The sequence below is a fragment of the Citrobacter sp. C6_1 genome, assembly GCF_014596835.2.
Classification (GTDB): domain Bacteria; phylum Pseudomonadota; class Gammaproteobacteria; order Enterobacterales; family Enterobacteriaceae; genus Citrobacter; species Citrobacter pasteurii.
Genome location: NZ_CP115031.1, coordinates 1,250,309 through 1,263,700 on the forward strand (window position 1 = coordinate 1,250,309; position 13,392 = coordinate 1,263,700).

Annotated in this window: 9 protein-coding genes; 4 read left to right on the forward strand and 5 right to left on the reverse strand. The window is 55.8% G+C overall.

What is annotated here, in order from left to right; genetic code table 11:
- The gene (locus tag IB196_RS06085) at window positions 1-1,194 is read right to left on the reverse strand and encodes an ROK family transcriptional regulator (RefSeq protein ID WP_040233445.1); all 1,194 of its coding nucleotides are present in this window, start codon (window positions 1,192-1,194) and stop codon (window positions 1-3) included.
- Window positions 1,195-1,308: 114 nt separating this feature from the next.
- Between IB196_RS06085 and IB196_RS06090 the strand changes: the two genes are divergently transcribed.
- From IB196_RS06090 to IB196_RS06105, 4 genes are all read left to right on the forward strand, one after another.
- Window positions 1,309-4,575, forward strand: a complete 3,267-nt coding sequence (locus IB196_RS06090; protein ID WP_188232151.1) for a DUF5107 domain-containing protein — start codon at window positions 1,309-1,311, stop codon at window positions 4,573-4,575.
- A 73-nt stretch (window positions 4,576-4,648) separates the two neighbouring features.
- A complete protein-coding gene (locus IB196_RS06095) occupies window positions 4,649-6,088 on the forward strand; it encodes a sugar porter family MFS transporter (protein ID WP_188232150.1) in 1,440 nt (479 codons plus the stop codon).
- Window positions 6,088-6,930, forward strand: coding sequence for an aldose 1-epimerase (locus IB196_RS06100; protein ID WP_005130292.1), 843 nt, complete (start codon window positions 6,088-6,090; stop codon window positions 6,928-6,930). The genes IB196_RS06095 and IB196_RS06100 overlap by 1 nt, the downstream gene beginning before the upstream one ends.
- A gap of 88 nt (window positions 6,931-7,018) precedes the next feature.
- Window positions 7,019-8,167, forward strand: a complete 1,149-nt coding sequence (locus tag IB196_RS06105) for a 3-phenylpropionate MFS transporter (protein WP_005130290.1) — start codon at window positions 7,019-7,021, stop codon at window positions 8,165-8,167.
- Here IB196_RS06105 and csiE read toward each other — a convergent pair.
- From csiE to IB196_RS06125, 4 genes are all read right to left on the reverse strand, one after another.
- Window positions 8,162-9,439: a stationary phase inducible protein CsiE gene (gene csiE / locus IB196_RS06110; protein ID WP_003037652.1), complete on the reverse strand. Its 1,278-nt coding sequence runs from the start codon at window positions 9,437-9,439 to the stop codon at window positions 8,162-8,164. The genes IB196_RS06105 and csiE overlap by 6 nt on opposite strands.
- Window positions 9,440-10,186: 747 nt before the next feature.
- Window positions 10,187-10,786, reverse strand: coding sequence for an SIS domain-containing protein (locus IB196_RS06115; protein WP_005130287.1), 600 nt, complete (start codon window positions 10,784-10,786; stop codon window positions 10,187-10,189).
- Complete coding sequence (locus tag IB196_RS06120) at window positions 10,783-12,420, reverse strand: FGGY-family carbohydrate kinase (RefSeq protein ID WP_188232149.1); 1,638 nt, start codon at window positions 12,418-12,420, stop codon at window positions 10,783-10,785. Before IB196_RS06120 ends, IB196_RS06115 begins: the two co-directional genes overlap by 4 nt.
- Window positions 12,421-12,437: 17 nt before the next feature.
- On the reverse strand, window positions 12,438-13,391 hold the full coding sequence (locus tag IB196_RS06125; RefSeq protein ID WP_005130284.1) for an ABC transporter permease: 954 nt from the start codon (window positions 13,389-13,391) through the stop codon (window positions 12,438-12,440).
- Window position 13,392: the final 1 nt, after the last annotated feature.

Sequence of the window (13,392 nt, forward strand, 5' to 3'; positions counted from 1 at the left end):
TTACAACTCGCTGAGCTGTGACTCGACATACAGATAGCCAATTCCCATGAGTTGTTGGGCGCGATTGAGCTGGCCGAAGCTTATCTGAGTCGCTCTGGCGCGCGGGTTATCACCGTGATCAAACGGGTTAAACCCAGTTTGCTGCACCAAGGTATTGAGCCAGCTATCGCCAAAAGCACAGCTACGACCGTACAACCATATCTGATTAATATTCAGTATATTCAGAAAGTTATATAAACTAAGCCCGATGGCGCTGGCGGCATGCTCGGCCCAGGCCTGAATACGAACATCACCGTTCTGCCAGGCAGTAATAAGCTGGTCGGTGGTGAGCGTTTCCGGATCGTAAAGGGGCGTCGGCTGCGATTTCATCCACACGCGAGCCTGCTTTTTCAACGCGCTTAATGACGCTACCGTTTCCAGACAGCCATAGCGACCGCAGTCACAGGCAACTCCATCGGGATGAATGATGGTGTGTCCAATCTGACCGCTGCCATACAGACTACCGCGCCAGATATTGTCGTTAATCACAAACGATGAACCAATGCCGTAATCAACGTTAATCACGCAAAAATCACCGTTAGCCGCTGGGTTTTGCCATTTTTCGGCCAGCGCCAGCATTACGCAGTCATTGTCCAGGCGGACCTGTACGCCGAGCATCTCTTCCAGCAGATATTTTATCTCCACCGGTGTTTTCCATGGAGCCTGGGGCATGGTTTTTGATGCGCCGGTGATCGGATCAACCTGACCGTGAACCCCGAGCGCCAGATTAATCGTGACCTCGGGAAATTGTCGACGGTATTCCCGCCAGTGTGCAGCCAGGGCCGACAGCAGCGCTTTGGGGGTTTCCGGTTTAATGACCTCATGACGCCAGTCGCCGATGGCAACCAGCCGCGCGTCCGCCAGTTGGCTGGTGATACTGGTAGGGGTGACGTTGATACATAGCGTCCATGCGCCTTTTTCTGGCAAATGATAGCTGCCGCTGCTCAAACCGCGCTGGCTTAAGGTTTCTCGCGAATGACTGATTCTCCCTTCATCCATCAGCTCTTCGAGGATATTACTGACCGCCGGGATCGACAGGCTGGTGAGCTGCGCCAACTGTGACTTGCTGAGCTGCTTTTCCCGCCACAGGTGCGACAAAAAGATCTGCTTATTCGCCTGACGAACCCTGGCGTTGTTGAACCCCGAACGCTGCATTCACTTAACTCCCTTAACTATATTGCGTGAGCATTGCGCATTTTAACGCCACTTAACTGCCGCAGAATAGCATCAAGTTGAATTTTTACTTTTGTTTATTGAGTGGAGAGCGGCATGTACGGTTCAGTTAAAGTCTGGCAAGAAACGATCACCCTCCCAACGTGGACGGCGGGTGAAGAAGACGCTAACCCCATGTTTCTGGAGAAAAGGGTTTATCAGGGATCTTCTGGCGCGGTGTACCCGTATGGCGTGATTGATACGCTGACCGGCAAACGTGAAATGCGCGACTACAAGGCGGTGTGGATGGAGAATGACTTCATTCGCGTCATGCTGTTGCCGGAGTTAGGCGGGCGTATTCATCGAGCGTATGACAAAGTTCAGCAGCGCGATTTTGTCTACTACAACGAAGTGGTGAAGCCCGCTCTGGTTGGTTTGCTTGGGCCGTGGATCTCTGGTGGCATTGAATTTAACTGGCCGCAGCATCATCGCCCAACCACTTTTATGCCGGTCGATTTTACGCAGCAGCAGGGTGAGCATGGCGAATATACCGTATGGATGGGTGAGGTAGAACCTATGCGCGGTTTACAGGTGATGACCGGATTTACGCTGTATCCGGATCGCGCCCTGATCGAGATAACCGGGAAGGTGTTTAACGGTAACGCTACGCCGCGCCATTTTTTATGGTGGGCGAATCCAGCGGTGAAGGGCGGCGACGATCACCAGAGCGTGTTTCCGCCAGATGTGACCGCAGTATTCGACCACGGTAAGCGCGATGTTTCTGCGTTTCCCATCGCCACCGGCACATACTATAAAGTGGACTACTCGGCTGGCGTGGATATCTCGCGCTACAAAAATGTTCCGGTACCGACCTCCTACATGGCTGAAAAATCAGATTATGATTTTGTTGGCGCATGGCATCACGGTGAGCGAGGCGGGCTGCTGCATGTGGCCGATCACCACGTTTCGCCGGGGAAAAAACAGTGGACCTGGGGCTATGGCGACTTTGGCGTTGCCTGGGATCGTAACCTTACCGATGACAACGGTCCGTATATTGAACTGATGACCGGGGTCTTTACCGATAACCAGCCGGATTTCACCTGGCTTGCGCCGTATGAAGAGAAAGTCTTCGTACAAAATTTCCTGCCCTACAGCGAACTGGGCATGGTGCAAAACGCCAGCACGCAGCTGGCGCTGCGCCTGGTACGTGAGAGTAACCAGCTTTCTGTGGGCGTTTATGCCATTGCGCCGCTGCGCGACGTGCAGATTACGCTTTCTGCCGATGGGCAACCATTCTATGAGCATACGCTGACCCTGGAGCCCGGACAAAGCTGGCTGGCTGATGTGTCTGACAATAACCATGCGCGGGTAACGATGACTGTCACTGGCGCCGATGGCACTGCGCTTTTGCAGTACAAAGAGCACATCGCGCAAGAGTTACCACTGCCTTCAGCGGCCGTCGCGCCAGCACGACCAGAAGCGCTGTCTAATACCGACGAACTCTATTTTATTGGCCAGCATCTGGAGCAGTACAACCACGCCAGCCGCTATGCCGAAGATTATTATCGCCGCGGGCTGGAGGTTGACCCGCTCGATTACCGCAATAATGTGGCGCTGGGAACGCTGGCGTTAAACCGCGCAGACTGGGCGTTGGCAGAACATTGCGCGGACAAAGCGCTGGAGCGAGCGCATAAGCTCAATAAAAACCCGCGTGATGGCGAGGCGAGTATGCTGCTGGCCGCCGCACAGGAACGTCAGGGCGATGATGACAGCGCGTGGGATAATTATTATAAGGCCAGCTGGAGCGGCAACTGCCGGGATGCGGCTTTCTGGTCGTTAGCGCGTCTGGCGATGAAGCGTCAGGACTACGCTGGCGCATTGGAAAAGGTGGAGCAGAGCCTGCGCTTTAACGGCAGTAATAACCTGGCGATGGGGCTGAAAGCGCTGGCGCTGGCCAGGCTTAATCGTCGTGAACAAGCGCTGGACTATATCCGCCAACAGCTGGTGGATTATCCGCTGAGCTACACCCTGTACTATGCTCGCTGGGCCATCTGCCAGGACGAGGCGACAGCGCTTGCGCTGATCGCAATTACCGGGCGTCGCGGGACCAATGCGTGTGAGCTGGCAGGCTGGCTGACCTCTTTGGGGCAAAAGGATGCTGCTCGTGGTGTGTTGGAACTGCTCAACAGCCAGGAAACGTTGCCGATGCTGTGGCGCGCCTCGCTGAGCGACGATCCACAACCTTTCATCGAGCGAGCCCGTGCATGCCTGCAAAACCGCGTTCGTTTCCCGAATACGCTGGATGAAGTGCAGATGCTGCAAAGCCTTGAGCAGAGCGCATTTGCCCGCTATTTACTCGGCTGTTTCTGGTACAGCAAACGGCGTTATGCCGAGGCGGTTTCCTGCTGGCAGTTCACGCTTGCGCAGGAAGCGGATTTCGCTCCGGCGCATCGTTTACTGGGGATTTACGCCTGGAACAAACTGCACGATGCACAGCAGGCGAAACAGTATCTGTCGCAAGCCGTAGCGCTGGAGCCGCAAAATGCCCGCTTCTTGTTTGAACTCGACTATCTCAACAAGCTGATGGCACAACCGGCTGAACAGCGCCTGCAGCGGCTGGAAGCCAGTAAAGAGATTGTCTTCCTGCGTGATGATCTGACGGTGGAACTGCTCAGCTTGTGGAATGGGTTGGGGCGCTATGACGATGCCGCCGCAGTATTACGTGAGCGGGTGTTCCATCCGTGGGAAGGCGGTGAAGGTAAAGCCACCGGGCAATATCTGCTTAATCAATTACATCGCGCGCTGGCTGCCGTGCAGTCCGGCGACCCGCAAACTGCTATTACGCAACTGCAACAGGCGCTGCACTATCCGCAAAACCTCGGCGAGGGCCGTTTGCCAGGGCAAACGGATAACGACATCTGGTATTTGCTGGGGTATTGCGCGCAGTTGCAAGGCCATTTCGAAGAATCTCAGCGCTACTTCTCCCGTGCGACGCGCGGCGGAAGCTCACTGGATGCCGGACGTTACTACAACGACCAGCCAGTGGACTATCTCTTCTGGCAGGGTATGGCGCAGAGAAAACTTGGCGATGATGCAGAGGCGGACGCTCTGTTCAATAGCTTCCTGCAATGGGTTGAGTCGCATCACGACAACGTGCCGGATGTTGATTTCTTTGCCGTATCGCTACCCGACCTGGTGGTGCTGGATACCTCAGCACAAGCAAAACACCAGCAACACTGCCTGTTTATCAATGCGCTCGGGCATCTGGGGCTAGGAAATAGCGCCGCCTGTCAGCGTGAACTTGATGAACTCCTGCAACTCAATCCGGCACATGATAAGGCATTACTGCTGCGTCACGCCATTAACGTAAGGCTTTTCCAGTAACACCCGAAACGGGTGGGGGATAACCTCACCCGAAACCTACTGTACCCTGCGTTTCCCTGAAAGAGGAATCATAATGAATAACGCGCAGACACATTTAAAGATTGGTTATGTCTGGACTATCTGCCTGGTTGCGGCCTGCGGAGGTTTACTGTTTGGCTATGACTGGGTGGTGATCGGCGGGGCAAAACCCTTCTATGAAGCGTATTTCTCGATTACCGATCCGGCGCAATCCGGCTGGGCGATGAGTTCCGCGCTGGTCGGTTGTATCTTTGGGGCGCTGATTTCCGGCTGGTGCGCCGATAAGTTTGGCCGAAAGATGCCGCTGATCCTCTCGGCGATCCTGTTTAGCGCTTCCGCCTGGGGAACCGCCGTCGCCAGTAACTTCGATATGTTTATTGTTTATCGCATTGTGGGCGGCGTGGGGATTGGTCTGGCGTCTGCGCTAAGTCCGCTGTATATCGCCGAGGTCAGCCCCGCGGAAAAGCGTGGTCGCTTTGTTGCCGTTAACCAGCTCACCATCGTGATTGGCGTACTGGCGGCGCAGCTTATCAACCTGATGATTGCTGAACCTGTCGCCACAGGCGCCACACAGCAGGCGATTGTGGAAAGCTGGAACGGTCAGACGGGCTGGCGCTGGATGTTTGGTGCGGAATTGGTGCCTGCGGTAATTTTCCTGGTGCTGATGTTCTTTGTGCCTGAATCGCCGCGTTGGCTGGTGAAAGCAGGCAAAGTCGATCGTGCTCGTGCCATGCTGCAGCGCATTGGTTCGACGGAATATGCCGGGCAAACGCTGAAAGAGATCGAACATACGTTGCAAAAAGATAACCACAAGGTCGCGTGGTCAACGCTGTTACAACCGCAGATCAAGCCGATTGTGATTATTGGCATGGTGCTGGCGGTGTTCCAGCAGTGGTGTGGGATCAACGTTATTTTCAACTATGCACAAGAGATCTTCGCCTCTGCCGGATTCGACATCAACGGTACCTTAAAATCGATTGTGGCGACGGGGATCATCAATCTGGTCTTTACCCTTGCCGCTCTGCCGTTAGTGGACAAAATTGGCCGTCGTAAACTGATGATGTTCGGTGCGTCAGGATTGACGGTTATCTACGTACTGATTGCCGGGGCGTACGGGTTGGGCATTATGGGCTGGCCGGTTCTGGTTCTGGTGCTGGCGGCAATCGCGATTTATGCCCTGACGCTGGCGCCGGTGACCTGGGTGCTGCTATCAGAAATTTTTCCCAACAGCGTGCGCGGGCTGGCAATGTCGCTCGGTACACTGGCGCTGTGGATTGCCTGCTTCCTGTTGACCTATACCTTCCCGCTGCTCAATGCGAGCCTGGGCGCGTCGGGAAGCTTCCTGCTGTACGGTGTGATTTGCGCGATGGGCTTCATCTATGTTCTGCGTAATGTACCGGAAACCAAAGGCGTGACGCTGGAAGCGCTGGAGGAACAGCTGGCGGCACAGCATACGAAAGTTGTCGCATCAGCCCAACCGCGAAGCGCCCGCTAATGGAGGGTCTGTTAACGCTACAAAACGCACATCTGCGGATGTGCGTCGATCCGCAGGGCGGTTCGCTACTGAGTCTGGTGTCGGTACAACATCAACAGGCCGTTTTACGCGAAGGCCTGGGGCAGCGACCGGATGATTGCGGTATGTTCCCTATGCTGCCGCTGGCTAATCGGGTGGTGGGCAATCGCTTCCTGCTGCGTGGTGAACAGGTGGTTTTACCTCAGCATGATGCAGACGACACCTTCTTCCTGCACGGCGACGGCTGGCTGAAGCGCTGGGAGGTGGTTACCGCGACCCAAAGCGGCTGTTTGCTGCAGTTGCGTAGTTGGCACCCCTGCGGCTACGACTATACGGCGCAGCTGTGTTATCAACTGGAAGCGTCCAGCCTGCACGCCTCGTTGACGCTTACCCATTGCGGTGAGCAGCCGATGATCTATGGCTGTGGATTTCATCCGTTTTTCGCCTTTGATAAACGCAGTACGGCGCAGTTCACCGCCAGCGGCTTTTGGCCGGAGGGAGAACAGCATCTGCCGCAGGAATGGCAACGTGTCATTCCACCTGCGGCGGATTTCATGCGTGCGCAATACGGTGAGGATAGCTGGCTGAACGTCGGCTATTCCGGCTGGAGCGGACGGGCCGTTATTCAGCGAGATGTGATGAAAGTCACGATTTTAGCGCAAACTCCATGGTTGATGCTGTTCAGAATGTCGGGTGAGCCGTTCCTGTGTCTGGAGCCGCAGACGCATCCGGTGAATGCCCACCACATGCCGGGGCAGCCGGGGTTGCAGGTTTTAGCGCAGGGTGAACGCTGTCATTTTGCGATGCAAATTTGCGTCGAATAGGGCAAATATCATGTTATCTGCCTGTTAATGCTCTCTTGCGCCAGCCTGCGTTTGTCGCCAGACTATCGCCACCAAACGGGAGGGATTCATGGCTTTGCATTCCACGCGCTGGCTGGCGCTCGGTTATTTCACCTACTTCTTTAGCTACGGTATTTTTCTGCCTTTCTGGAGCGTTTGGCTCGAAGGGCTGGGGCTGACGCCGGAAACGATTGGTTTACTGTTGGGGACTGGGCTGATTGCCCGTTTTCTCGGCAGTTTACTGATTGCGCCGCGCGTAAGCGATCCCTCTCGTCTGATCTCAGCGTTACGTATTCTGGCCTTGTTGACGCTGATGTTTGCGCTGGCCTTCTGGGCGGGGACTAACGTGGCGTGGCTGATGGTGGTGATGGTCGGCTTTAACCTGTTTTTCTCGCCGCTGGTGCCGCTGACCGACGCACTGGCCAACACCTGGCAAAAACAGATAACCATGGACTACGGTCGGGTACGGCTGTGGGGATCCGTGGCCTTTGTGATCGGCTCTGCGTTGACCGGCAAGCTGGTGAGCCTGTTTGACTATCGGATTATCCTGGTCCTGCTGTCGCTTGGTGTGGCATCAATGCTGCTGGGGATGATGATCCGCCCAAGCGTACAGCCAGCGGGGGAGAACCGTCAGCAGGAGAGCGCGGGATGGCCCGCCTGGCGCGCGCTAATAACCCAAAGCTGGCGTTTTCTGGCTTGCGTGAGTCTGTTGCAAGGCGCGCATGCCGCTTATTACGGTTTCAGCGCTATTTACTGGCAGTCTGCCGGGTATTCCGCTTCGGCGGTGGGTTATTTATGGTCTTTAGGCGTGGTGGCGGAAGTGATTATTTTTGCGCTTAGCCACAAGCTGTTCCGCCGCTTTAGCGCTCGCGATCTTCTGCTGCTTTCCGCCGTTTGCGGCGTGGCGCGTTGGGGTCTGATGGGCTGGAGCACAGCGCTACCATGGCTGATTGTGGTGCAAATCCTGCATTGCGGAACGTTTACCGTCTGCCACCTGGCGGCGATGCGTTACATTGCTGCGCGACAGGGCAGTGAGGTGATTCGTCTCCAGGCGGTATATTCTGCGGTGGCGATGGGCGGCAGTATCGCCATCATGACCGTTTTCGCCGGCTATCTGTACCAGAACCTGGGCAGCGGCGTATTCTGGGTGATGGCGCTGGTGGCACTTCCGGCAATCTTTCTGCGTCCGAAGGTGGCGGCGCAGCCTGCAACGTTATGATTCGAGGATTTTGCGGATTTGCTGCTGCTGGTGAGACGTAAGCGCCAGATCCGCATGAATCAGCGGGGGAGAAAACAGCGGTAGCGGCGTGGTGTACGGTGTAATAATCAGCGTGACTCCGCGCGGCGCTCCCTCTTTTTGAAAGTCCTGCATCGGCATGTGTTTTACGTTGAGCGGCAGCAGCGTCAGTTCGCGCAGCTGTTGTTCTATATGCGCTTCAAGTTGTTCGTTACTACCGGTCAGCAGGATAATCTGTTTTTCGTGCAAATCCTTCTCCTGCATCAGCCAGGCGCCGAAAATAACGGCGACCAGGCCGATCTCTTCTTCGGAAAACTGGACATCGTATTCCGCTTCAAAGCCGTGAATCGCCTCGCGGGTAGTTCGAACCAGCCGGGGATAAAGTCGGCTGAACTCCTCCGGTAGCGTGTTATCAATGCCGATGGCAAACACGCTGCGGTTCAGTGCCTGGGCCAGGTGGATATACAACTGGTCATTCAGCCCTTGCTCGTCGCTGAAGCGCACGTTGCCATACTCGCGAAAACGCAGCACCAGCCGCGCAATAGCAAGGCGCAGGCGGCGATCCTGCTGGTGATTATCGCGGATCGGGTCGGGGATGCGGATCATGGAGAATAACAACGCCATAAACAGCGATTCGCCCAGCGGCGCACTTTGCATGACGTGGCGCTGCCAGTGGCGGCCAATTTCCTCGGCGAGCGGATACTCCGCGCAGGATTGCGCCCACCGTTGCTGGAGTGGATTAAACTCCGGGGTGATCCCCGCGTGGTGCTGTAGCAGACAATATTGTAAATACAAGCGCAGGAACTGGATGTCACGACATTCAAACGGCTTCTGTAAGCGCCGGGAGCACAGATTGATGAGCGCATGCAGATTGGTGTCGTCATACAGAGTACGTGCGATACCTTGTTGTTTAAGAGCAATTTTTAAAGTGGGCGTGAAATGCTGAGCGATAAAAGTCGGGCAAATCCGCAGGCCACGGCGCAGCCACTGCAACAGACACAGACGCTGATTTAGCGGGGTTCCTTCGATCGCATAGCCACCATTCTGCGCGGTGGCTATCGTGAGCCGGTGATAGCGCTGGATTTCGAGCCCTGCGCCAATAATATCTTCCTGAACCGTGGCATCATCGACACCATTGAGGCTGCTGAAGGTTTGTGTAGTCGCGATTTGCCCTGGCAGGAAAAGCGTCAGCAGAACCTGGCAACGGCGCTGGGGAGCGGAAAGTACAGATGGCGGAGCAAGCGTTGACATCATCTGTAGGGTCTCCCGTAAGTATGTTTGATAAGAATAGCTAAAGTTTGCTCATAGATTTGAGGAATGGAATGCTTTCCACCAGGAATGCTGGAGAGCGTCACAGAATTTTTAACGTGCGGAACAGATAGCGGGAGTGGAACGCAGCGCGTTAATCCGCTTTTTCACTGTTTTATCTTTTTGTTGAGATATAAAAAAATGCCAGAGGGGGGAATGCTGGCGGAGGGAAGTATGAACATGCTATCGCAGAGAAAGGGTTCCGTTCACCTCAGCAGCGTCATTTCTCTGAAGCACTGATACCCGTGAACGTGCAAGGGAGGCTCACCGCCGCCTCCCTTGCAACCCAGGCTCCCGGCGGGAAAATCGTCGCTACGCGATGTATTCGTCTTATTCCGTCTGCCTGTCGGGTCGGGGTCGAGCCTGCGTCCCTGCAGGCCGTCCCCTCTGCCCGCATCCCTGCGGGCAGACCCGGTCAGCCGTCAACGCCTCATCGATTTTCAGCCGGACCGGGGTCATCGCTGCAACGCTCTGACTTCCAGTTAAATCTGCGTTGCTGTTCAGATATATTCAAATAAAAATACAGGTGGTCAGGTGCGGGCTGGTCCGGCTGAAAATTGCCGACGTGTTTCCGAAAGGCCGGGAGCCGGGATTGTTAAGGGTACGGCGATAGTACCCTTAACACGTTCACAGGCAGTATCGTTTCAGAGAAGTGAAAAACATAAGGTGAACGTAACAATACGCCGGATGGCGTTACTGCTCACGACTCAGCGTTAATCCCACATCGCCGCCCGGATGCACAGACAACAGCGTCTCCTTTGAGTAGCCGCTCTCGCTCATCAGACAGGCGCAGGCGGCGTCAAAGATAGCCAGCACCAGTAAAATCGAGGTGGTAGCCAACATGTTCAGCGGGTCAGCCTCTCGCTGTACGCCGGTGGAAATCACCAGCCTCGACGCTTTCGCGATGGCCGAATCCGCGTTTTCAGTCACGCTCAGGATTGGCACATTTCTCGCTGTCAGCCCTGGCAGCAGCCGGGTGAGTTCGTCTGAATTGCCCCCGCGCGACAGCATAATCACCAGATCGTTAGCGCGTAAGAAGCCCAAATCGCCATGTGCTGCGTCAGTCGCGTTGAGGTAAATCGCCGGACGTTCCACGCAGGCAAGCATATGCGCGACTTTACGCGCTGCAATGCCAGAGGTACCGACGCCGGTGACGACGATTTTGCCCTGACAACCGCGCAGCTCCGCCATCAGCAACTGCCAGACAGGTTCGGTGAGATGCTGCCCCAGACCAGCAAGGGCATCGCTATAGAGCTGGAATACGCCGCTGGCCTGAGACCATGAATCACTCATGCGTCCTCCTGCATCAACTGGCGGTATTTCATATGGTCCTGATACATCTCGTGGAACACCCGATATTTGCGATCGTAGTACTGCTTAATGCGATTAGTCTGCGGGGTAACCGTTTTACCAATCCGGCTCATCGCTGACATTGCTTCCGGGAAGGTATCGAACACGCCCGCGGCGATAGTTCCCATCATGGCGCCGCCCAGCAGCATGGCTTCGCTCTCTTCAGGCAGCAGCATCGCACAGCCGGTGGCGTTGGCATGCTCCTGAACGAAGATCGGGTTTTTCGTCCCGCCGCCGCTGGCCATAATGGTATCGATGGTGTAGCCGCTTTGATTCATCGTTTCAATGATATGACGGGTTCCCAGCGCAATGGCCTGAATGGTCGCGAGGTACTGTAACGCCATATCTTCCGGCGTGCGCGACAGCTTCAGTCCAGTGATAGCGCCTGTGAGCGTTGGGTTGGCGCGCGGCGAGCGGTTGCCGTGGAAATAGGGCAGGATGTGCATATCGCGGGTCAGAAAGGCGATATCTTCCGGCTCTCCGGCCATTTTACGCAGCAGCGCATTCAGCACTTCATAAATGGTCTGCCCTTGAGATTTCGCCTGGGTCAACAAGGTTTCGTAACATGGATGGGACTGAATAACGTGGTCGATTAACGCCCCGGTTGCCGACTGCCCACCTTCGTTGAGCCAGTACTCCGGCAGCACGGCGGAGTAGTAAGGCCCCCAGACGCCGCCGATAAAGCGCGGCTCTTTGGAAATCGCCATATGACCGGTGGAGGTGCCGCCAATTAGTGCGACGCGGCGATCGAAATCAGCCACCTCGCCGGAGACACCGCAGGCGCCAAGCGTGCCGAGCGTACCGGCATGGGCATCGATGATAGAGACGCTGACAGCGGTTCCCGGAATCAGCCCCATTTCGCTGGCGGCGCGCGCAGAAAGACCATGACCAAGCGGTTCGCCCATGGTTTTCACGTAACGGCCAATTTTGGCAGCATCGTGTTCCAGCAGATCTTCCAGCCCAATCTGGCGGAAATAGCTGGCATCCCACTTGTCTTCATGGCCCATATAAGTCCATTTACACACCGTCGAGCACAATGAGCGCGTGTCATCGCCCGTTGCGCGCCAGGTCAGGAAATCGGGCAGGTCAAAGTAATAACCGGCATTGGCCCAGGTGTTAGGCATATGTTGCTTCAGCCACAGCAGCTTTGGCGTTTGCATTTCCGGTGAGATAATGCCGCCAACGTAGTCCAGCACCCGGTGGTGCAGGGCGTTGATGCGTTCGGCCTGGGTAATGGCGCGGTGATCCATCCACACAATGATGTTCTGTTCGCTGCGCCCGGACGGACTGATGGTCAGCGGTTTACCTTCTTTATCCAGCACCACCAGTGAACAGGTGGCGTCAAAACCCAGACCTTTCACCTGGATAGGGTTGATATCCGACTGGTTAATCGCATCGCGAACCGCGTTACACACCGCCTGCCAGATGTTATCGGAAGACTGCTCAACAAAATCGGCCTGCGGACGGTAAATCTCGATGGCCCGACTGGCCTGTCCGACCATTCTGCCGTTGAGATCAAACACGCCAGCACGGGCGCTTCCGGTTCCGACATCCACACCAATAAAGTAACTTGCCATAATTTTTTCTCCTGAAATCAGGCTTTACGATTCTGTAATGCGATAAAGAGGATCAGCACCGCGCCCCACAGCGCCATCGTCAGATAGCTGCTGACCCCCAGCAAGTTAAGGCCGCTTTCCAGCATTTGCAGCACAATCAGCGCCAGTACCAGGCCGATAATGCGTCCGAAGCCGCCATCCGGATTGATGCCGCCGAGTACGGAAGCAAGGATGGTGACCAGCAGGTAGGACTCGCCGTATCCGGCTTTTGCCGAGTTGAATTTCGCCATCATCAGAATGGCGGCGACCCAGCCGAGCAGGGCTGAAATCACGTACACGGAAATTTGCACCCGTACGGTATTCACACCACTGTAGCGGGTAGCCTGTTCATTGGAGCCGACGAGATACAGGCTGCGCCCCAGTGTGGTGTGCTCCAGCAGTACCCACAGCAGGATTGCCACCAGGAAAAAGAGCAACAGCGCCACCGGAATACCCGCAATCGTGGCGTTGCCAAGGTACTGAATTGCGGTCGGGAAACCCGAAATCACTGTCCCGTTGGAAAGCAGAATATTCAGCCCGGAGATAAGCGTCATCGTGCCGAGGGTGGCGAGAATCGGTGAGACGCCGACCCAGGCAATCAGCGCGCCGTTGAGCGTACCGATAGCCACCGCCACGGCAGCGCCCGCCAGCAGCGCCAGCGCCAGAAACAGCGGGTTATCCGGATGGGTGACGATAATCGCCGCCATCACCAGCGAGCAGGCGTTCGCCCCGGCAATAATTGACAGGTTAATGCCGCCGGTCAGCATGGTCATACCCATTCCGAGGGCCAGCATGCCGAGGATCGGTAACTGTGAGCCTATCGACTGGAAGTTAGCGACGCTGAAAAAACGACTGCCGAGCAGGGCTGAGAAGACCAGGGCGACGACCACAATAATGACGCATTGCAGACGAATGATGGCATCACCGGGTAAAAATCTGGCGATTGTTTTCATC

What these genes read in the sequence shown, in the direction of transcription:
- IB196_RS06125 (WP_005130284.1), bottom strand. Translation starts at nt 13,391, where the DNA reads ATGAAAACAATCGCCAGATTTTTACCCGGTGATGCCATCATTCGTCTG.
- IB196_RS06105 (WP_005130290.1), top strand. Translation starts at nt 7,019, where the DNA reads ATGGCTTTGCATTCCACGCGCTGGCTGGCGCTCGGTTATTTCACCTAC.
- IB196_RS06120 (WP_188232149.1), bottom strand. Translation starts at nt 12,420, where the DNA reads ATGGCAAGTTACTTTATTGGTGTGGATGTCGGAACCGGAAGCGCCCGT.
- IB196_RS06095 (WP_188232150.1), top strand. Translation starts at nt 4,649, where the DNA reads ATGAATAACGCGCAGACACATTTAAAGATTGGTTATGTCTGGACTATC.
- IB196_RS06100 (WP_005130292.1), top strand. Translation starts at nt 6,088, where the DNA reads ATGGAGGGTCTGTTAACGCTACAAAACGCACATCTGCGGATGTGCGTC.
- csiE (WP_003037652.1), bottom strand. Translation starts at nt 9,439, where the DNA reads ATGATGTCAACGCTTGCTCCGCCATCTGTACTTTCCGCTCCCCAGCGC.
- IB196_RS06085 (WP_040233445.1), bottom strand. Translation starts at nt 1,194, where the DNA reads ATGCAGCGTTCGGGGTTCAACAACGCCAGGGTTCGTCAGGCGAATAAG.
- IB196_RS06115 (WP_005130287.1), bottom strand. Translation starts at nt 10,786, where the DNA reads ATGAGTGATTCATGGTCTCAGGCCAGCGGCGTATTCCAGCTCTATAGC.
- IB196_RS06090 (WP_188232151.1), top strand. Translation starts at nt 1,309, where the DNA reads ATGTACGGTTCAGTTAAAGTCTGGCAAGAAACGATCACCCTCCCAACG.